Here is a 19,834-nt window from a genome sequence, read left to right as displayed (position 1 = left end):
GCGCGCCACCCAGGGGGAGGGCGCGATGGGACGGTGCGGGACTGGGGCTGCGGGTGGCCGGGGCCCGGGACGGGGCCGACGATCACTCGCCTGACAAGTCATACCCGATGAGTAAGGGGAGCATTACATTCAGTGAGGCCTCGCGCGCCGGGGCACCGTGGCACTCACGGGGCGCATGGGCCGGTCGGAGGGGGTATCCGCCTCTTTGGGGTGTACTTCGCGACGATGCTCCGAACGAGTGATCACCAGCCTCCCGGCAGCGGCAGTTCGGCGTCGTAGGGTCTGGTGCCATGACCTCCCACACCCCTGCGGACACCTTCCCCCGGCAGTACGCGCGGACCCTGCGCTACACCGTCGGCGCGCCCCGCTCCTTCTCCGTCGCACCGGACGGCTCGCGGGTCGTCTTCCTCCGCTCGCGCTCCGGCAGCGACCGGGCCAACCTGCTCTGGACCCTCGACACCGCCACCGGCGAGGAGCGGATCGCCGCCGACCCGGCGGTCCTGCTCGGCGGCGGCGAGGAGGACCTGTCGCCGGCCGAGAAGGCCCGCCGCGAGCGCAGCCGCGAGAGCTCGGCCGGTGTCGTCGGCTACGCCCTGGACACGGCCGGCGGGCTGGCCGCCTTCGCCCTCTCCGGCCGCCTCTTCACCGCCGACCTGGCCGCCGGCACCACCGCCGAACTGCCCGCCCGCGGCCCGCTGCTGGACCCGCGGCCGTCCCCGGACGGCGCCTACGTCGCGTACGCCAACACCGTCGGCGAGCTGCGGCTGACCCGGACCGACGGCAGCGGCGACCGGGTGCTCGCCGAGCCGGACGGCCCGAACGTCACCTGGGGGCAGGCCGAGTTCATCGCCCAGGAGGAGATGGACCGCGACCGCGGCTTCTGGTGGTCCCCGGAGGGCGACCGGCTGCTGGTCGAGCGCGCCGACGACAGCCCGGTGCGCCGCTGGTGGATCGCCGACCCGGCCAACCCGGACCGCGAGCCCGCCGAGGTCGCCTACCCGGCGGCCGGCACCGCCAACGCCGAGGTCGGCCTCTGGGCGTTCGACCTGCACGGCGGACGCACCGAGGTGGTCTGGGACCGTACGGCCTTCCCGTACCTCGGCCGCGTGCACTGGTCGAAGGGCGGCGTGCCGCTGCTGCAGGTGCAGTCCCGCGACCAGCGCAGCCAGCGGATCCTCGGCCTGGACGTGGCCACCGGCACCACCGAGGTGCTGCACGAGGAGGAGGACGAGGCCTGGCTGGAGCTGTTCCGGGGCGTCCCGGCGTGGACCCCGGACGGCAAGCTGGTGCGGATCTCCGACGAGGGAGGGGTCCGGGCGCTGGTGGTCGGCGACCAGGCCGTCACCGGGGCCGACCTGCACCTGCGGTCGGTCGTCGCGGTCACCGAGGACGAGGTGATCTTCACCGCCTCCGGTGGCGCCACCGAGGCCGACCCCGAGCCCGGCTGGATCGCCGTCGGCCGGATCAGCCACGACGGCAAGCGGCTCGGCTGGGAGTCCTCCAACGGGCGGCCGTTCACCTCCGTCACCAGCGCCGTGCACGGTGGCGGGATCACCGTGCGGGCCACCGCCGAGCCGGACCTGCCCGGCACCCTGGTCCAGGTCGCCCGCGACCTGCCCGAGGGCGTGGTGGTCGACGACGTCGCCACCATCGCCTCCTACGCCGAGACCCCGGTCATCACCGCCCGCCCGGTCTTCCGCTTCGCCGGCGAGCGCCGCATCCCGGCCGCCGTCTTCCTGCCCACCGGCTACGACCGCGAGCGCGACGGCCTGCTGCCCGTCCTGATGGACCCGTACGGCGGACCGCACGGCCAGCGCGTTGTCCAGGCGCACAACCCGCACCTCAACTCGCAGTGGTTCGCCGACCAGGGCTTCGCGGTGGTCGTCGCCGACGGGCGCGGCACCCCCGGGCGCGGGCCGGCCTGGGAGAAGGCGATCGCCTCCGACTTCGCCGGGGCCACCCTGGACGACCAGGTGGAGGCGCTGCAGGCGCTCGCCGAGGAGTTCCCGCTGGACCTCGGCCGGGTCGCCATCCGCGGCTGGTCGTACGGCGGTTACCTCTCCGCGCTCGCCGTACTGCGCCGCCCGGACGTCTTCCACGCGGCGGTGTCCGGCGCCCCGGTGACCGACTGGGAGCTGTACGACACCCACTACACCGAGCGCTACCTGGGCGACCCGGCCGAGCGGCCCGAGGTGTACGCCGCCAACTCGCTGAGCGGGTACGCGGCCGGGCTGGAGTGCCCGCTGATGATCATCCACGGGCTGGCCGACGACAACGTGGTGGCCGCGCACACCCTGCGGCTCTCCTCGGCGCTGCTCGCCGCCGGGCGCCCGCACACCGTGCTGCCGCTGTCCGGCGTCACGCACATGACCCCGCAGGAGGAGGTCGCGGAGAACCTGCTGCTGCTCCAGGTCGACTTCGTGAAGCGCGCGCTGGGGGCGTGAGCCGAGAAAGCCCCTGACCTGCCCTTTCCGCGGCCGGTGCCCCTGACGGGGGTACCGGCCGCCGGCATGACATCCGTCATGCCGAAGGCACGACGGCGGACACTGCCGCCGGCACCCGCCCGCGCGGGACTCTGAGGTGGTGCGAACAGCACCGGACGCGACACCATCAGGGAAGAGGAGCCGGGCGATGGACACCGAGGTGGCCGCCTTCCGCGGCGTGCGCAAGAGCTACGGGCGAGTACGCGCCGTGGACGGACTGGACCTCGTGCTGCGGCCGGGCGAGACCGTCGCCCTGCTCGGCCCGAACGGCGCCGGGAAGTCCACCAGCCTGGACCTGCTGCTGGGACTGCGCGAGCCCGACCAGGGCAGCGTGACGCTCTTCGGCGGCACCCCACGGGCGGCGATCGAGACCGGCCGGGTCGGCGCGATGCTGCAGAGCGGCGGGCTGATGTCCGACGTCAAGGTGCGCGAGCTGGTCCAGCTCGCCTGCGACGTACACCCCCGCGGTCGGTCGGTCGCGGGGGTGCTGGCCGACGCGGGGGTCACGGAACTGGCGGAGCGCCGGGTCGACAAGCTGTCCGGAGGCCAGGAGCAGCGGGTCCGCTTCGCCCTGGCGATCGCGGGCGACAACGACCTGATCGTGCTGGACGAGCCCACCACCGGCATGGACGTCAGCGTCCGGCAGTCGTTCTGGGCGAGCATGCGGGCGCAGGCCGACGCCGGACGCACGGTGCTGTTCGCTACCCACTACCTGGAGGAGGCCGACTCGATCGCCGACCGCGTCCTGGTGCTGCACCGGGGCCGGCTGATCGCCGACGGCAGCTCCGCGGAGATCAAGGCGCGGGCCGGCGCCCGCCGGATCGCCTTCGAACTCCACGACGGCGACGGGCAGTTCGACGAAGGCCTGCTGCGCGCCCTGCCGGGGGTGCGGGCGCTGGACGTCACCGCCCGGATCCCCGGGGTGCGGACGGTGCGGATCCGCACCGCGGACGCCGACGCGAGCGTCGCCGGGCTCTACCGGGCGGGCCTGTACCCGCGCGGGCTGGAGGTCACCGGCGTGGGCCTGGAGCAGGCCTTCCTGACCATCACCGGCGAGCTGGACCGCGAGGACGCGGCCAACGACACCGCCGGCGACGCCGCTCACGACGCCGCTCACGACGCCGAGAAGGAGACCGTGCGATGACCACCCTGATCAAGCTGGAGATCCTGCGGACCCTCCGCAACCGGCGGTACCTGTTCTTCACCGTCGTCTACCCGGCGCTGATGTACATCTTCTTCATCCACGCCTACGGCGCCGCCAACCAGGCCGGCGGGCTGCCGGTGAAGACCTACTTCATGGTCTCGATGGCCACCTTCGGCGCGGTCGGCGCGGTGCTGACCGGCAGCGCGCAGCGGATCTCGCTGGAGCGCAAGAGCGGCTGGACCCGCCAGCTGCGGCTGACCGCCCTGCCCGGCCGGGCGTACACCGTCGGAAAGATCGCCGCGAGCTCGGTGACCACGCTGCCGGCGATCCTGGTGGTCTTCGCGGTCGGCGTCGCCCAGGGCGTCTCGCTCACCGTGCCGCAGTGGATCGGGCTGGGCGCCGCGCTGTGGCTGGGCAGCTTCGTCTTCGCGGCGCTCGGTGTTGCGCTCGGGTACGCGGCGGCGCCGGACGCGGTGCAGCCGGTCGTGATGATCACCTACATGGCGATGGCGCTGCTCGGCGGCACCTGGTTCCCGGTGAGCGGCTCGCTGGAGAAGTTCGCCCGGTTCAACCCGGTGTACCTGTACAACCACCTGGCCACCTTCACCCGGCCGGGGCAGTCCCTGGACACCGTCGCGGTCGCCGGGCTGGCCGGCTTCCTCGTGGTGTTCGTCGTCGCCGCGGCGGCCCTGTACCGCCGCGACACCCGCCAGGCATGATGATCGACATGAGCGACCCGCGTCAGACCCACCGCCCCGACGAGCGGCCGGAGGCGGGTGTGGCGCGTGCGTCGTTCATGAACGTCCCCGGCTCCCCGGTGGAGAGCCGGCGGCAGCTGCTGGTCAAGGTCGCCTGGATGCTGCTGTGGATGGTCTACCTGGCCTACCCGGTGAGCCGGCTGGTGAACGGCGAGCACGACACGGCCGCGCGGGTGCTCGGCTGGAGCTGCCTGGCGTTCTTTGTGGCCGGCTACGTCCTGCTGGTGATCTTCCGCTCGACCGGGGGAATGTGGCCGCGCGCCTGCCGGGTGGTCGTCGCGGTGATGGTGGTGCTCGCGATCGCGTGCGCCGTCGTGCTCGGCGAAGCCTTCCTGACCCTGTTCATCTACACCTCGGTGTGCGTCGCGGTCATCACACCGGCGCGGTACGCGCTGCGCGCCCTGGCCGCCATGGCCGCGCTGATCGCCGCCGTCGGCCTGCTCATCCACGCGAGTACGGACAACATCGCCACCTTCGCGCTCAGCGGGTTCCTCTCCGGCGTCGCGATGACCGGCCTGCAGCGGCTGGTCGCCACCATGAAGGAGCTGCGCGAGGCCCGGGCCGCCGTCGCGCACCTGGCCGCCTCCGAGGAGCGGCTGCGGCTCGCCCGCGACCTGCACGACCTGCTCGGGCACTCGCTCTCGCTGATCACCCTGAAGAGCGAGCTGGCCGGGCGGTTCATGGACGCCGGCAAGGACGAGGCGGCGCGGGCACAGGTCGCCGACATCGAGCAGGTCGCCCGGCAGTCGCTGATCGACGTCCGGGAGGCGGTGACCGGCTTCCGCCGTCCGACCCTGCCGGTCGAACTCGCCGCCGCCCGTACCGCGCTGGCCGCCGCCCAGGTCCGGCTGGAGGCCGCGCCGGAGCTGGTGGACAGCTGGCCGGGGCTGGCCAACGAGGAGGCGGGCGCGCTGGCCTGGGCGCTGCGCGAGGCCGTCACCAACATCATCCGGCACGGCGAGGGCGCCACCGTCTGCACCGTGACGGGGGACGAGAGCTGGGAGGCGAGCGGCGAGCGCTACGCCGTCCTGGAGATCGCCGACGACGGTCACGGGCCGGGCAAGTCCCAGCCGGGGAACGGGCTGTCCGGGCTGGAGGAGCGGCTGGCACTGGTCGGCGGGCGGCTGGAGGCCGGGGCGGGGGAGCGCGGGAAGGGCTTCCGGCTGCGCGCCTCGGTGCCGCTGCGGACGGTGTCCGCCGCGGCCGGGTCGTCGACGGCCGGCTAACTAGGCAGGCGGCAGCTCCAGTACGAAGCGGGCGCCGCGCGGGGCGTGGGCGACGCGCAGGGTGCCGCCGTGCCGGGTGGCGACGTCCGCGGCGATGGCCAGGCCCAGGCCGCTGCCGCCGGCGTCCCGGCTGCGGGCCTCGTCGAGCCGGGTGAACGGCTCGAAGATCCGTTCGCGGTCCTCCGGCGGCACGCCCGGGCCGTCGTCCCGGACCTCCAGGACGCAGCGGTGCGGGGTCTGCCGCGCGGACATCGCCACCTCGCCGGCCGCGTGCCGCTGGGCGTTGTCCAGCAGGTTGCGCACCAGCCGGTGCAGCCGGATCCGGCTGCCGCGCACCAGCACCGGGTCGGGCGCGTCCACCCGCAGGGCGAGCCGGGCGCCGAGGACCGGGCGGTACTGGTCGGCGAGTTCGCGCAGCACGGCGGACAGGTCGACGGTGGTGAGCCGGCCGGCCGTCGCCGGGTGGGTGCCCCGGGCCAGGAACAGCAGGTCCTCGGTGAGCTGTTGGAGGCGCTCGACCGAGGTGAGTGCCTCCCGGGTGGCGGCCGGCCAGTCGGTGTGCTCGGGGTGGGCCAGCGAGACCTCGAGGTTGGTGCGCAGGGCCGCGATCGGGCTGCGCAGCTCGTGCGAGGCGTCCGCGACGAAACGCTGCTGCTGGGCGGCCGAGCGCTCCAGCCGGTCCAGTGTGGCGTTGGTGGTCCGGGCCATCCGGCTGATCTCGTCCCCGGAGCGCGGCACCGGGACGCGGCGGTCCAGCCGGTGCTCGCCGATCTCGGCCAGCTCGGCGCGGATCGCGTCCACCGGGCGCAGCGCCCGGCTGGTCGCCGTCCAGACCATCAGCGCGACCAGCAGTGCGGCGGCGGGCACGCCGACCCGGAGCACCGGGTCGATGCTGCGCAGCGAGGCCTCGGCGCCGAACGGGGTGGCCAGCACGTACACCGTGAACGGGCCGACCATCGGTTTCGTCTGGTCGCCGTCCTTGCGCAGCAGCGGGCTCCAGCTGCCCATCGCGGTGAAGGTGCGCCCCGAGTAGCGGTTGGCGGCGGCCGAGCCCGCGGGGCCGATGGTGATCCGCTGGACGGTCTGCCACGCGTCCGGTGCCAGGCGCGGTACGACGGTCGGCGGCGGCCCGGTCAGGTGCTGGGTGGTCAGCGGGCCGCCCTTGATCAGCACCTGGCCGTCGCGGTCCAGCACCACGTACGGCAACTGCCCGCTGTCCGCGAGCTGTTGGCCGAACTTGTAGCCGCTGCTGATCTCCCGGGCCTGCGCCTTCGCCTCCGCCTGGGCGGCCTCCAGCTGGGCGTCGTACATGTGGCCGCGCAGCCACCAGGCGCCGCCGCCGAGCAGCAGCAGCGCCGCCAGGCCGGCCGCCAGTGAGGTGCGCAGGCGGGTCGAGAGACGGCCGAGCACGGTCAGGCCTCCAGCCGGTAGCCGGCGCCACGCACGGTGGTGATCGAGCGGGCGCCGAACGGGGAGTCCACCTTGCGGCGCAGCATGCTGACGTACACCTCGACGATGGACTCCTCGCCGTCGAAGGCGATGTCCCACACCTCGTCGACGATCCGGCGCTTGGACAGCACCTCGCCGGGGTGCTCGGCCAGGCAGCGCAGCACGGCGAACTCGCGCTCGGTGAGGGTGATCTCGGCGCTGCCCCGGCCGCAGCGGCGGCCCGCCGGGTCCAGCCACAGGTCGCCGACCCGCAGCAGCGGGCCGGGGGTCTGGCTGCGGCGGATCAGGGCGCGCAGGCGGGCCAGGAAGACCAGGTAGGAGAACGGCTTGGTGAGGTAGTCGTCGGCGCCGGTGTCCAGGCCCTCGGCCTCGTCGTACTCGCCGTCCTTGGCGGTCAGCATCAGGATCGGGGTGGTCACGTCGTCGGCGCGCAGCGCCTCGCACACCTTGTAGCCGTTCAGGCCGGGCAGCATGATGTCGAGCACGATCGCCCGGTAGGGGTGCCGCTGGGCCAGTCGCAGGCCGGTGAGGCCGTCCGGGGCGAGGTCGACGGTGTAGCCCTCGGCCTCCAGGCCGCGGCGCACGGCCGCGGCGACCTGGGCGTCGTCCTCCACCACCAGAATCTCCATGCGGATCAGGATGCCACCGGCGCCGGATCCGTTCCTTAAGCGCTCTTCAGCTTTCTCAGCCTCGCTTCAGGGGACTTGGCGCATGCTCTCGCCGTTTCGCCGATCCGTTCGGGTCGGTGCCCGGAGCGAGAGGGGCTGGCGGATGACCGTTCTCCAGGAGGCCGTGCGGGCCCGTGGGCTTCCTGCGGTCCGGTCCGCCCGGCACCGCAAGCCGCGGCGCACCGTCCCGCCGAGCGTGGTGATGGCGGCGGGGACGGTGGTGTCCCGGGCCACCGGCTTCGTCCGCTCGGCGGTCCTGGTGGCCGTCCTCGGCTCGGGGGTCCTCGCGGACGGCTACAACGTGGCGAACACCGTGCCCAACATCCTGTTCGTGCTGCTGATCGGCGGCGCGCTGAACACCGCGCTGGTGCCCCATCTGGTGCGTGCCGCCGAGGAGTCGGCGGACGGCGGCGCGGCGCACGTCAACCGGCTGGTGACGGTGCTGGTGGCCGCGCTGGTGGTGCTGACGGCGGTGGTGGTGCCGGCCGCGCCGTACGTGGTGCGGGCGTACACCTCGTACGGCGGCGCGCAGTTGGACCGCACGGTGCTGCTGGCGTACCTGTGTCTGCCGCAGGTGTTCTTCTACGGCCTGTTCACGGTGCTGGGCCAACTCCTCAACGCCCGGCAGCGGTTCGCGCCGATGGCGTGGGCGCCGGTGCTCAACAACCTGGTCGTGATCGGGGTTCTCGGCGCCTATGTCGGACAACGGTCCTTCTCCGGCGCCGACTTGGCCGTGCTGGGCGCCGGTACGACGGCGGGCGTGGTCGCGCAGAGCCTGCTGCTGCTGCCCTGTCTGCGGGCCGCCGGGGTGCGGCTGCGGCCGCGCTGGGACTGGCGCGAGGCCGGGCTCGGCGAGCCGCTGCGGGCTGCCGGATGGACGCTGCTGCTGGTGCTCGGCGACCAGGTCGGCTACTGGGTGGTGACCCGGCTCTCCACGCTCGTCGGCTCGCAGGCCGCCGCGGCCGGGCTGCCCGGCGTCGGGTACACGGCGTACAGCAGCGCGTACCTGTTGTGGATCGTGCCGCACGGCGTGGTCACGGTGTCCGTGGTGACCGCCGTCGTCCCCTCGCTCAGCGCCGCGGCCGACTCCCCGCGCGTCGTCCGCGGGCTGCTCGCCCGTACGGTCCGCACGATCGGGGCGGTCACCGTTCCGGCGGCCTGCGCGCTCGCCGTCCTCGCGCCGCAGCTGTGCGCCCTCGCCTTCGGCCACGGCCGTACCGGCTCCGCCGACGTCCAGGCCATCGCGGGCATGCTGACCGCCTTCGCGCCCGGCCTGGTCCTCTACTCGGCCTCGTACGCGCTGACCCGCACCTTCTACGCGCTCGGCGACAGCCGCACGCCCTTCCTGCTCAATCTGCTGCCCGTCGCCGCGACCGCGCTCGGTGCCCTGCTCTGCCACCGGCTGCTGCCGCTGCGCTGGGCCGTCACCGGGATGGCCGGCTGCTACGGCGGCTCCTTCCTGCTCACCGTCCTGGCCGCCTACCCGCTGCTGCGCAGGCGTCTCGGCCCGCTGCGCGTGCTGGGCGCGCACGCCAAGCTGCTCGCCGCCGCCCTCCCGGCCGCGGCCGCCGCCTGGTGGGCCACCCGCTACGGCCTGCCGGCCGCCGGCGCCGTCCTCGCCGTCGTCTACCTCCTCCTCGCCCGTCTCCTCCGCATCGAAGAACTGTCCGCTCTCACCGAACGGTTGCGCCGCTCATGACCCAGCTTCCCGATGACATCGTCCGTACCCTCGACGTCCTCCTCCCCGAGGGCCACCCCCTGCGCGCCCAAGTCGCCCACCTGCGCGTCGAGTCCCGCTGCCGATGCGGTTGCAGCACCGCCCTCTTCGCCGGTGTCGAGGACGGCGCCCGCTCGGAGGTGGTGGCCGAGGCGGCCATCGGCTCCGACGGCGAGGTGCTCCTCTTCGCCGAGGACGGCCGGCTCTCCTGGCTGGAGGTCTGCTCCTGGAGCGACCCCAAGCTCACCCTCGCCGACGCCGCCCGCTACCTCCTCGGGGAACCTTCCGACCCGAGCTGATCGTCCTGTCGGGCATGTCCTCTGTCCTCATCCTCGGCTTCGACCCGCACACCGTCCCCGGCATGGACGGCGACGCCCTGCGGGCCGTCCTCGACGCCGAACTCGCCCGCTTCGCCGACCACGGCATCGACGCCGCGATGACCCTGGTCGCCCCCGACGCGACCGCCGAGCCCGCGATCGTCGCCGCGCTCGACGGGCACGGATGGGACGTCGTCGTCATCGGCGGCGGCATCCGCAAGCCCGAACCGGCCCTCCCCTTCTTCGAACTCGTCGTCAACCTCGTCCGCCGCCATGCCCCGCACGCCGCCATCGCCTTCAACACCAGCGGCGCCGACAGCGTTGAGGCCGCCCAGCGCTGGCTCTGACCCGCACCGCACCTGCACCCGCAGCCGTCGCTGCAGCCGTTGCAGGAGCAGGAGCCGGAAGGAGCGGGAGGTCGGCCGGGCCGACTTCCCGCTCCGGCTACTCCGGCGGGCTCAGGTCGGCCAGGCTGCGGCGGTAGGAGAGTCCGGGGCGGTCGCCGAGCAGGACCTCGTCCACGAACCGGAAGCCGTTGCGGGCGAGGACGGCCTGTGAGGCCGGGTTGTCGACCGTGGTGGCGGCGGTCAGGCCGGTCAGGCCGTACGAGGTGGCGGCGAGGCGGCAGACCTCGGCGACGACGGCGGAGGCGAGGCCGCGGCCGGCGGCGGATTCGGCGATGCGGTAGCCGAGTTCGGCCGAGCCGTCGACGAGGTCCAGCAGGTTGACGCGGCCGACGAGGTCCCCGTCCGCGTCCCGGACGACGTGGAACCGGCAGGTGCCCTCGGCCTGTTCGGCGAGGAGCGCGGCGAGGCGGGCGGGGAACTCGGCGAAGTAGGCGTCACCGCGGTCCGGGACGGTGCGGGCGAAGTAGGCGCGGTTGGTGCGTTCGAAGGCCAGCAGGGCCTCGGCGTGGTCGGGGCGGAGGAGTTCCAGGGTCGGCATCCGGACAGTGTGGTCCCACGGGGACGCGGTGAACCACCGGAATACCTCCCGCAGCTCTGCCCCCACGGGCGGCTCGACTCGCCCTCTAAGGTCATGGCCATGAACGACACTGACAACGGGGCCTCGATCCGCGTGCTGCTCGCCGAGGATCAGGGGATGGTCCGGGAGGCGCTGGCCGCGCTGCTCGGACTGGAGGGGGACATCGACGTCGTCGCGCAGGTCGGGCGCGGGGACGAGGTGGTGGCGGCGGTGCTGGCGAATGACGTGCAGGTCGCCGTGCTGGACATCGAGATGCCTGGCATGACGGGCATCGAGGCGGCCGCCGAGCTGAGCAGGCGGGCACCGCGCACCAAGGTGGTCATCGCGACGACCTTCGGCCGCCCCGGCTACCTGCGCCGGGCGATGGAGTCGGGCGCCGACGCGTTCCTGGTGAAGGACGCGCCCGCCTCCGAACTGGCCGAGGCGATCCGCCGGGTGCTGCGCGGCGAGCGGGTGATCGACCCGGCGCTGGCGGCGGCCGCGCTGGCCGAGGGCGCCAACCCGCTGACCGCGCGCGAGCGGGACGTCCTGGGTGCGGCCGCCGACGGCGCGGTGAACGCGGACATCGCCAAGCGGCTGCACCTGTCGGAGGGAACGGTCCGCAACTACCTGTCGATGGCGATCCAGAAGACCGAGGCCCGCAACCGCACCGAGGCGGTCCGGATCGCCCGCGAGAAGGGCTGGCTGTAACCGGCGGAGGGCTCAGTTGAGCCGGTGCCGCGCCGCCCGCGCCTCCTGCCGGACCTTGGCGGCCCCGTCCGGGTCGAAGGCGTCCAGGATCTGCGCGTACGCGTCCATCTCCGCCGAGCCGCCGAGGAAGTCCCCGGTGCGGACGAGGAGTTCGGCCCGCTCCAGCCGGAGCTGGGCGGGGTGGCGGGGCAGCAGCAGGGCGAGCTCGGTGGCCCAGAGCTGGGTCCGGGCGTGCTCGGGGCGGTCGGCGGCCCAGGCCCGGATGTTGCCGAGCACGCGCAGCACGATGTCCAGCGGCTGGGCCGGGGTGAGCAGGGCTGGCGTGAACTCGTGCCCGGCGGCGGCGACCAGGTCCTCGACGTCCGCGGGGTCGAGCAGCCGCCCGCCGTGGAACGGGTCGGCCAGGATGTACTCCTCGCCGCCGGCCGGCCCGCCGACGGCGACGATGAAGTGGCCCGGCAGCGCGATGCCGTGGACGGTGAGCCCGGCCCGCCGCCCGACCGCCATCCACACCAGCGAGAGCATGATCGGCAGTCCCCGCCGCCGCCGCAACACCTCGGGCAGCAGCGAGGACTCCAGCCGCCGGTAGTCCGCCTGCTGCCCGTGGAAGCGCTCCCGCCCGGCGAGGACGGCCGCGAGCAGGGCAGCGGTCTCCTCCGGCCCGGCAGGCGCGCGCTCGGCGACGGCCAGCCGGACGGCGCCCGCGTGCCGTTCCAGCGCGGCTTCGCAGGCGGCGAGCAGGGCGTCCACGCCCGGCGGCTCGCCGGGATCGCCCGGGTCGAGCGCCGGGCCGTGTTCGGCGGCGGCGAGCAGGCAGAGCAGCACGGGGTCGGGCTGCTCGGAGCGGGCGGCGGTCCGGAAGCGGTCTCTGCTCTGCTCGGTCACGGTGACGGCGACGGCTTTCGTACGGCGGACGGACAAGGCGACTGGCGGGCAAAACGAGTGGCGGGCAAAACGAGTGGCGGGCAAAACGACCGGCAGGCAGGCCGCGAACGGGACGAACGGCGGTTCGGCTACCCCTGGGGAAGAAGGGCGTAGTGGTAAGTGTGACTGGTCGTGAAGCCGAGTCCGTCATAGAGCGCGATCGCCCCCGCGTTCTCCGCCTCGACCTGCAGGTATCCGCCGCTCGCGCCCTCCTCGGCCGCCCGCGAGGCGAGCACCGCCATGACCGCCGTCGCCAGCCCGGCCCGCCGAGCGTACGGCTGCACCTCGATCGCGCCGAAGCAGGCCCAGGGCCCCTCGATGACGCAGCGTCCGATCGCCAGCGGCGGTTGCCCGGGCGCCCCCGGCACGGTGGCGAACCAGAGCGACGGTCCGCCGTGCAGCACCTGCCGCGCCGCCTCCTCGACCGCCGGGTCCTCGCCCACCCGCCGGTACAGCGACAGCCACGCGTCGTCCGCCGTCCGTGACAGCCGCACCCGGTCGTGCCCGCCGCCCGCGCGGGCGAGCCCGGCGAGCGGGGCGGTGCGGACCAGGGTGGGCGCGTACCCGGCGCCCAGCCGGTCGAGTTCCGCCCGCAGGTCCTTCGGCGACCCCGGGGTGATCACCTCGACGTACGAGGGCAGCCCGCGGTCCGCGTACCAGGCGCGGACGGTCGCCAGGGCCTCCGGCAGCGGCAGCCCCGGGTCCCCGAGCGCCTGGACGGAGTTGGCCCGCCGGGTGAACCCGGCCGAGGCGCGCAGCGTCCACTCGCCCAGCGGCTCCTGCTCGACGGCGGGCCAGCCGCGGCCCGCGATCCGCTGCAGTTCGACCGGCGAGGTGACCGGCAGCGGAGCGCGCCGGGCGGGAAACGGCGGCACGACCTTGCCTGCGACCAGCAGCTTCTCCGGCAAGAAGACCGGATCCCCGGATCGCGGCTCGATCGTCAACCCATGGTCGTCCCACGATGTGAGCACGCCGATCGAATCCCGGAACACCGGCCGGTCGTCCACGAACTCGGAGAGGCGTCGGACGGACACGCGTCGTCCCACGTCAGAGCGATCTATCCGGACCTCTGGCCGGTCGTCAACCGGGTTGCCCGTCGCCATGTGGCCACCTCCTGTGCATTTGCGGTCTCCGACCCGCGATACTAGGGGCGGGCATCGACGACGCCGCGCTCACCGCGCACGCGAGCAGAACAGAACGGGCCACCAGGCCCTTCCGAGGAGGAACGACAGCGTGACTTACGTCATCGCGCAGCCTTGTGTCGACGTGAAGGACAAGGCGTGCATCGAAGAGTGCCCGGTTGACTGCATCTACGAGGGCGAGCGATCGCTCTACATCCACCCGGATGAGTGTGTCGACTGTGGCGCATGCGAGCCGGTCTGCCCGGTCGAGGCGATTTTCTACGAGGACGACACTCCGGAGGAGTGGAAGGACTACTACAAGGCGAACGTCGAGTTCTTCGACGACCTGGGCTCGCCCGGTGGCGCCTCGAAGCTGGGCCTGATCGAGCGCGACCACCCGTTCATCGCCGCTCTGCCGCCGCAGAACGCCGACCACTGACGATCGGTGGCATCGAAGCTGTGAACAACGACAGCACGCGCGCGCCGTTCCCGGGCCACCCGGGGGCGGCGCGCCGCGTTTCGGAACTCCTGCCGGTCTTCCCCTGGGACAAGCTGGAGCCGTACAAGGCGACCGCCCTGGCCCACCCGGGCGGCCTCTGCGACTTCTCCGTCGGCACCCCGGTGGACCCGGTTCCCGAGGTGATCCAGAAGGCGCTGGCCGCGCACACCGACACGCCCGGCTACCCGACCGTCTGGGGCCCGCTGGAGCTGCGCGAGGCGATCGCCGGCTGGCTGCACCGCCGCCTCGGCGCCGAGATCGGCCCGCAGGCCGTCCTGCCGACCGTCGGCTCCAAGGAACTGGTGGCCTGGCTGCCGACCCAGCTCGGCCTCGGCCCCGGCGACCAGGTCGCCTACCCGCGCCTGGCCTACCCGACGTACGAGGTGGGCGCGCGGCTGTGCGGCGCCGAGCCGGTCGAGTACGACTCGGTGGACGAGCTGGACGGCTCCCGGGTGCGGCTGCTCTGGGTGAACTCGCCGTCCAACCCGACCGGCCGGGTGCTGGGCGCGGACGAACTGCGCCGCGCCGTCGAGTGGGCCCGCGAGCACCGGGCGCTGCTGGTCAGCGACGAGTGCTACTTCGAGCTGGGCTGGGAGGCCGAGCCGGTCTCCGTCCTGCACCCGGAGGTGTGCGGCGGCGGCCACGAGGGCCTGCTGGCCGTCCACTCGCTCTCCAAGCGCTCCAACCTGGCCGGCTACCGCGCCTCCTTCGTCGCGGGCGACCCGGTGGTGGTCAGGGAGCTGCTGGAGGTGCGCAAGCACGGCGGCATGATCGTGCCCGCCCCGGTCCAGGCCGCGACCGTCGCCGCGCTCGCGGACGACGCGCACGTGGCCGAGCAGCGGGAGCGGTACGCGGCCCGGCGCTCGGCGCTGCGCGCTGCGCTGGAGGCGTACGGCTTCCGGATCGAGTACTCCGAGGCGAGCCTCTACCTGTGGGCGACCCAGGACCGCCCGTGCTGGGAGACCGTGGCCGAACTGGCCGGGCTGGGCATCCTGGTGGCGCCCGGCGACTTCTACGGTCCGGCCGGCGAGCGCTTCGTCCGGGTCGCGTTCACCGCGACCGACGAGCGGGTCGCCGCGGCCGTGGAGCGGCTGAACGCGGCGTGCTGAACGCGGCGTGCTGAGAACAGTGCGCTGAGCGAGGCGCGCTGGGCGAGGCGCCTGCCGCACGCCGAAGGGGCCGGTGTTCCGAGCGGAACACCGGCCCCTTCGTCATGCCGACTGCGGCACGCGGACTACAGCGGCAGGCCGCTGATGTTGCCGCCGTTCACGCCGTTCAGCAGCCCGCCGACCGGGCCGAGCGAGCCGGTCAGGCCGGACAGCGGGTTGTTCGGGCCGAGGTCGGCGCCGCCGAGGCGGTTGGCCGAACCGTGCTCGGCCAGGCCCAGGACGTCGGTGCCGGGCAGGTCGGCCGGCAGGGCGTGCTCGACCGAGCCGAGCGGCAGCGCGCGCTCCACCGAGCCCAGCGGCAGGGCGTCGGTGACGGCGTTGGTGCCGGGGACGGCACCGGAGAGCTTGTCGGCGCCCGGCAGGGCCTGGGCGATGGCGCCCGCCTGGGCGAGCCCGCCGACCGGGCCGGCGTCCGCGTTGGCGCTGCGGGTGCCCATGCCCTTGCCGGTGACGGCCTCGCCGAGCTTGCCGGCCAGCGCCGAGGCGACCTTCGGGGTGACGGCGGAGAGCTGGCCGGTGGTGGCGGCGGTCTGGTCGACCGGCGCGGTCAGCGAGCCGGCCTTCTCGTTCGCCTCGGGGAGCTGGTGGGCGACGATGCTGCCGGCGGCGTCGGCGGAGGCCGGTACGCCGGCGGCGACGGTGGCCGCGCCGGTGGTGCCGGCGGCCTGGCCGAGCTGGTGGGTGGTGTGCTGGAGGGTGGAACCGGTGTCGGTGTTGGTCAGCTGGCCCAGCGGCGCTGCGAGGTCGCTCTTGGGCAGCAGGGCGTCCCCGCCCAGGGCGGACGCGGAGCCGGCCGCGACCAGCGGGGTCGCTCCGGCCGCCACGACGAGCGCGGCCTGAGCGATCCGGCGCGTGAGGGGGTGAGACATGGGGCTCCTCGAAGGGGTCTGGGTCCGTCCCGTCCGCCCCTGGGACCGGGCGTGGACGACCGGGCGGACGACGTTGTTACCGCTTGAGAAGCCAGAAGGTTTCGGCCGGTGCAAGAAAAGCTCCTGACCGACCATCGGATCGTAAGACTGCAGCAGTGGCGCACACCGGGCCTCGCCCGACAGCGCTGCACCGGTCCAGGCCAAGGGGAGTGACGGTTCTCCAACAGGGGTCGCCGAACGGGCGGCGGGTCCAGCGAAGTTGACCGGAATCACCCGTCCGGCGGCAACCCGAACGTGAGTGCGTCAGCCCTTGGCGGACGGCGCCAGAGTGACCTGGACGAGCTTGGTCGAGGTACCCGACGGCTGCGGCTGCCAGCCGTCCCCCGACTTGGACTTGCGCCAGATCTTCCCGTCGTAGGCGACCGTCGCGATGCCCAGCTGCTGGGCCTGGGCGACCGCCCAGTGGGCCACCTCCCAGCCGCTGGCCCGCTCGGCGCTCACCCCGCCGTCCGCGCCGGCGTCCGACGAGGACGTCAGCGCGGCGGTGGCCGGGTCCGGGGTCAGCGCCACCGCGTTCTCGGCGCCCTTGATGGTCGAGGCGTAGCCGGTGGCCGGCGTGACGGTACGGCCGAACTCCCGGCGCACCCGGTCGGACAGCACCTGCGCCCGGTCCGGCACCGCGACCGGGGTGGCGGAGGCGCCCGCCGTGGGGGACGGGGAGTCCGCCGGGTCCGGAGCGGCGTAGTCGTGCACGATGCAGGAGAACGAGGCGGGCTCCCGGCCCGCCAGCGCCGAGGTGAGCAGGGTCGCCTTGGTCTCGTGCTTGGCGTAGGCCTGCGGATACCCGCTCTTCTGCACAGCCTGCGCGGCGTCGGTCAGCGGCAGCCGGGTGTAACCGGGGACCTTGACCAGGCCGTCCAGGAACTTGTTCGTCGCGTACACCGGGTCCGCGATCTGCGCCGGGGTGCCCCAGCCCATCGACGGCCGCTGCTGGAAGAGGCCGATCGAGTCCCGGTCGCCGCCCTCGAGGTTGCGCAGCTTGGACTCCTGCATGGCGGTCGCCAACGAGATCGCGGTGGCCCGGTCCGGCAGCCCGCGCGAGCGCGCCACCGCCGCGATCGTCGCCGCGTTGGCGGCCTGCGGCAGCTCCAGGGTGCCGTTGCCGGCCGCGGTCTTCACCGTGCAGCCCTCGGTCTCGCCCGGCTTGAAGCCGAACCACCAGATGCCGACCACGGCCAGACCCGCGACCAGCGCGAGACCGAGCAGCCCGACGATCACCATCAGCAGCGCGCGCAGCGGCCCGCGGCGGCGGGCGGGCGCCGTCTCGTCGCCCAGCTCCTCGCTGCTCCTTCTCCTGGCCACCGTCGCCCCTCTCGCGCCTGCTTCTTGATCCGACACCGTACCCACTCGGACGGATGTGCGGCGCCCCCCGGTTGCCGTTACTCGCCCGCTCGCCTCCGGGCGCTCGGGATCCGGTGCCGACGGTCGGCGCTCCAAGGCCCTCGTTCCTCGGGCCTCCTCGCTTCTCCCTTTCGGCTCCGGCGCGCCCTTCGGCTCGGGGCGGGGGCCCGAACCGTGTCACGGAACGACCACGGAGGGCACATCCGGCGCGGACTAGGCTGGCGCCATGAGCAGCCCGAACCCGACGCCCCTGGACCTCACTCTCGACGGCGGCGCGCTGACCGCCAGGCTCGTCGACTTCCCCTCGGTGAGCGGCGACGAGCAGGCGCTCGCCGACGCCGTGGAGGCCGCCCTGCGCGGCTGCCCGCACCTCACCGTGGACCGGTACGGCAACAACGTGGTCGCCCGGACGAACCTGGGCCGTGCCGAGCGGGTCCTCCTGGCCGGCCACCTGGACACCGTGCCGATCGCCGACAACCTGCCGTCGTACGTCGAGGGCGACCTGCTCTACGGCTGCGGCACCTCGGACATGAAGTCCGGCGTGGCCGTCCAGCTGCGGCTCGCCGCCACCCTGCCCGAGCCCAACCGCGACCTCACCTTCGTGTTCTACGACTGCGAGGAGGTGGAGGCCCACCGCAACGGCCTCGGCCACCTCGCCAAGGAGCGCCCGGACTGGCTGGCCGCCGACTTCGCGGTGCTGATGGAGCCCAGCGGCGCCATGGTCGAGGGAGGCTGCCAGGGCACCCTGCGGGCGCAGGTCCGGCTGACCGGTGTGCGCGCCCACGCGGCCCGCAGCTGGCTCGGCGACAACGCCATCCACCACGCCGCCGAGGTGCTCACCCGGCTCGCGCAGTACCGGCCGCGCCGGGTGGAGATCGACGGCCTGGAGTACCGCGAGGGCCTGAACGCGGTCCGGATCGACGGCGGTGTGGCCGGCAACGTGATCCCGGACGAGTGTGTCGTCACGGTCAACTTCCGCTACGCGCCGGACCGCAGCGAGGCGGAGGCGGAGAAGCACGTGCGCGAGGTCTTCGACGGCTTCGAGCTGACCGTCACCGACTTCGCCCCGGGGGCCCTGCCCGGCCTCTCCCAGCCGGCCGCGCAGGCATTCCTGGCGGCCACCGGCGGCCAGGCCCGGGCCAAATTCGGCTGGACGGACGTCGCCCGGTTCAGCGCGCTGGGCGTCCCGGCGGTCAACTACGGCCCCGGCGACCCGAACCTCGCGCACAAGCGGGAGGAGCACTGCTCGCTGAGCGCCATCGCGGAGACCGAGGAGCGGCTGCGGGCCTGGCTGACCAGCTGAGCGCCCCGCTCACCGGCAGAGCCTCGGCGCCGGGCAGCTGATCCGATCAGCGGTCGAACGCTACCTTCCGGTTGCCCAACCGACCTTCCCCCGTTGCCTGAAAACGGGGGAAGGCGGGCGTAGGGTTTCGTCATGACAGGCACAGGAGACGAAAAGCAGTACGGGCACGGCCCCGAGCAGGTCGGCGTGCCTCGGAAGAAGAAGGCCTGGCCCGAGAAGCAGAAGGGCCCGGTGCTGGTGCGCCGGGACCAGGTCGGTACGAGCACCACGGACCAGCGCCTGCTGGACACCACCGGCCCCACCGACTGGCTGCACACCGACCCGTGGCGGGTGCTGCGGATCACCTCCGAGTTCGTCGAGGGCTTCGGCGCCCTCGCCGAACTCCCGCCCGCGATCAGCGTCTTCGGCTCCGCCCGGACCCCGGCCGACTCGCCCGAGTACGAGGCCGGCATGGCCATCGGCCGGGCCCTCGCCGAGGCCGGCTACGCGGTGATCACCGGCGGCGGCCCGGGCGCGATGGAGGCCGCCAACCGCGGCGCCTCCGAGGCCGGCGGCCTCAGCGTCGGGCTCGGCATCGAGCTGCCCTTCGAGCAGGGCCTCAACGAGTTCGTCGACCTCGGGCTGAACTTCCGTTACTTCTTCGTCCGCAAGACGATGTTCGTGAAGTACGCGCAGGGCTTCGTGGTCCTGCCCGGCGGCCTCGGCACCCTGGACGAGCTGTTCGAGGCGCTCACCCTGGTGCAGACGAAGAAGGTCACCCGCTTCCCGGTGATCCTCTACGGCACCGCGTACTGGGGCGGCCTCTTCGAGTGGCTGAAGAACACCCTGGTCGCGCAGGGCAAGGCGGCCCCGCACGACCTGGAGCTGTTCCACATCACCGACGAGGTCGACGAGGTCATGAAGATCCTCGCCGACGCCCGTCGGCCCGCCAACGAGATCTAGCGCGAGCGAGCCGAAGGGGCACCGGGTTCCGAGCGTCCCGGAGGCGAGCCGGGCGCCGGCAAGGAGGCCTAGGCCCAATGCCGGTGACTTTGTGGTCTGTGTGTCGTTGGTTGTGGTGTGGCGAGGGTGGGGCAGGTCAAGTCGTGTGCGGGTGAGCGGTTGTCGGATCG

General features: G+C 73.7%; 19 protein-coding genes. 12 read left to right on the top strand and 7 right to left on the bottom strand.

What is annotated here, in order from left to right; genetic code table 11:
* Positions 1 to 290 precede the first annotated feature (290 nt).
* From ACZ52R_RS07220 to ACZ52R_RS07205, 4 genes are all read left to right on the top strand, one after another.
* On the top strand, positions 291 to 2,444 hold the full coding sequence (locus tag ACZ52R_RS07220) for a S9 family peptidase (RefSeq protein ID WP_465753046.1): 2,154 nt from the start codon (positions 291 to 293) through the stop codon (positions 2,442 to 2,444).
* 187 nt (positions 2,445 to 2,631) lie between these two features.
* Entirely contained in the window at positions 2,632 to 3,627 is a 996-nt protein-coding gene (locus tag ACZ52R_RS07215; protein WP_465616855.1) for an ABC transporter ATP-binding protein, read from the top strand.
* A complete protein-coding gene (locus ACZ52R_RS07210) occupies positions 3,624 to 4,346 on the top strand; it encodes an ABC transporter permease (protein WP_465616857.1) in 723 nt (240 codons plus the stop codon). The genes ACZ52R_RS07215 and ACZ52R_RS07210 overlap by 4 nt, the downstream gene beginning before the upstream one ends.
* A gap of 8 nt (positions 4,347 to 4,354) precedes the next feature.
* Positions 4,355 to 5,611, top strand: coding sequence for a sensor histidine kinase (locus tag ACZ52R_RS07205; RefSeq protein ID WP_465616859.1), 1,257 nt, complete (start codon positions 4,355 to 4,357; stop codon positions 5,609 to 5,611).
* On the opposite strand, the gene ACZ52R_RS07200 is transcribed toward ACZ52R_RS07205, so the two are convergent.
* Both ACZ52R_RS07200 and ACZ52R_RS07195 read right to left on the bottom strand, forming a co-directional pair.
* Complete coding sequence (locus ACZ52R_RS07200; protein ID WP_465616861.1) at positions 5,612 to 7,021, bottom strand: sensor histidine kinase; 1,410 nt, start codon at positions 7,019 to 7,021, stop codon at positions 5,612 to 5,614. It abuts the gene before it with no gap.
* Positions 7,022 to 7,023: 2 nt separating this feature from the next.
* Positions 7,024 to 7,689: a response regulator transcription factor gene (locus tag ACZ52R_RS07195; RefSeq protein ID WP_465753043.1), complete on the bottom strand. Its 666-nt coding sequence runs from the start codon at positions 7,687 to 7,689 to the stop codon at positions 7,024 to 7,026.
* A gap of 142 nt (positions 7,690 to 7,831) precedes the next feature.
* On the opposite strand from ACZ52R_RS07195, the gene murJ reads away from it, so the two are divergent.
* From murJ to ACZ52R_RS07180, 3 genes are read left to right on the top strand one after another with little or no spacing between them, the layout of a single operon-like run.
* Complete coding sequence (murJ, locus tag ACZ52R_RS07190) at positions 7,832 to 9,427, top strand: murein biosynthesis integral membrane protein MurJ (protein ID WP_465753041.1); 1,596 nt, start codon at positions 7,832 to 7,834, stop codon at positions 9,425 to 9,427.
* The gene (locus ACZ52R_RS07185; protein WP_465616867.1) at positions 9,424 to 9,744 is read left to right on the top strand and encodes a hypothetical protein; all 321 of its coding nucleotides are present in this window, start codon (positions 9,424 to 9,426) and stop codon (positions 9,742 to 9,744) included. The genes murJ and ACZ52R_RS07185 overlap by 4 nt, the downstream gene beginning before the upstream one ends.
* A gap of 14 nt (positions 9,745 to 9,758) precedes the next feature.
* The gene (locus tag ACZ52R_RS07180) at positions 9,759 to 10,109 is read left to right on the top strand and encodes a hypothetical protein (RefSeq protein WP_360499946.1); all 351 of its coding nucleotides are present in this window, start codon (positions 9,759 to 9,761) and stop codon (positions 10,107 to 10,109) included.
* A 97-nt stretch (positions 10,110 to 10,206) separates the two neighbouring features.
* Here the strand turns inward: ACZ52R_RS07180 and ACZ52R_RS07175 are convergent, their stop codons facing one another.
* Positions 10,207 to 10,707, bottom strand: a complete 501-nt coding sequence (locus tag ACZ52R_RS07175; RefSeq protein ID WP_465616869.1) for a GNAT family N-acetyltransferase — start codon at positions 10,705 to 10,707, stop codon at positions 10,207 to 10,209.
* A 99-nt stretch (positions 10,708 to 10,806) separates the two neighbouring features.
* Between ACZ52R_RS07175 and ACZ52R_RS07170 the strand changes: the two genes are divergently transcribed.
* Entirely contained in the window at positions 10,807 to 11,436 is a 630-nt protein-coding gene (locus ACZ52R_RS07170) for a response regulator (protein WP_465616871.1), read from the top strand.
* 12 nt (positions 11,437 to 11,448) lie between these two features.
* On the opposite strand, the gene ACZ52R_RS07165 is transcribed toward ACZ52R_RS07170, so the two are convergent.
* Complete coding sequence (locus tag ACZ52R_RS07165) at positions 11,449 to 12,321, bottom strand: transglutaminase family protein (protein ID WP_465616873.1); 873 nt, start codon at positions 12,319 to 12,321, stop codon at positions 11,449 to 11,451.
* Between the two features lie 128 nt (positions 12,322 to 12,449).
* The gene (locus tag ACZ52R_RS07160; RefSeq protein ID WP_465616875.1) at positions 12,450 to 13,463 is read right to left on the bottom strand and encodes a GNAT family N-acetyltransferase; all 1,014 of its coding nucleotides are present in this window, start codon (positions 13,461 to 13,463) and stop codon (positions 12,450 to 12,452) included.
* Between the two features lie 130 nt (positions 13,464 to 13,593).
* On the opposite strand from ACZ52R_RS07160, the gene fdxA reads away from it, so the two are divergent.
* Both fdxA and dapC read left to right on the top strand, forming a co-directional pair.
* The gene (fdxA, locus tag ACZ52R_RS07155) at positions 13,594 to 13,920 is read left to right on the top strand and encodes a ferredoxin (RefSeq protein ID WP_030061559.1); all 327 of its coding nucleotides are present in this window, start codon (positions 13,594 to 13,596) and stop codon (positions 13,918 to 13,920) included.
* A 20-nt stretch (positions 13,921 to 13,940) separates the two neighbouring features.
* The gene (gene dapC / locus ACZ52R_RS07150; protein WP_465616877.1) at positions 13,941 to 15,089 is read left to right on the top strand and encodes a succinyldiaminopimelate transaminase; all 1,149 of its coding nucleotides are present in this window, start codon (positions 13,941 to 13,943) and stop codon (positions 15,087 to 15,089) included.
* A 125-nt stretch (positions 15,090 to 15,214) separates the two neighbouring features.
* Here dapC and ACZ52R_RS07145 read toward each other — a convergent pair whose 3' ends face one another.
* Together ACZ52R_RS07145 and ACZ52R_RS07140 are read right to left on the bottom strand one after the other, a co-directional pair.
* A complete protein-coding gene (locus ACZ52R_RS07145; protein ID WP_465616879.1) occupies positions 15,215 to 16,018 on the bottom strand; it encodes a hypothetical protein in 804 nt (267 codons plus the stop codon).
* Positions 16,019 to 16,321: 303 nt separating this feature from the next.
* On the bottom strand, positions 16,322 to 17,299 hold the full coding sequence (locus ACZ52R_RS07140; RefSeq protein WP_465616905.1) for a VldE C-terminal domain-containing protein: 978 nt from the start codon (positions 17,297 to 17,299) through the stop codon (positions 16,322 to 16,324).
* A 346-nt stretch (positions 17,300 to 17,645) separates the two neighbouring features.
* Here ACZ52R_RS07140 and dapE point away from each other — a divergent pair, with 346 nt between their 5' ends.
* Positions 17,646 to 18,722, top strand: coding sequence for a succinyl-diaminopimelate desuccinylase (gene dapE / locus ACZ52R_RS07135; protein ID WP_465616881.1), 1,077 nt, complete (start codon positions 17,646 to 17,648; stop codon positions 18,720 to 18,722).
* Between the two features lie 132 nt (positions 18,723 to 18,854).
* On the top strand, positions 18,855 to 19,664 hold the full coding sequence (locus ACZ52R_RS07130) for an LOG family protein (protein ID WP_360499964.1): 810 nt from the start codon (positions 18,855 to 18,857) through the stop codon (positions 19,662 to 19,664).
* Positions 19,665 to 19,834: the final 170 nt, after the last annotated feature.

This window comes from Kitasatospora sp. NPDC034023 (assembly GCF_055575795.1).
This window is presented reverse-complemented; position numbering and strand designations above follow the sequence as displayed.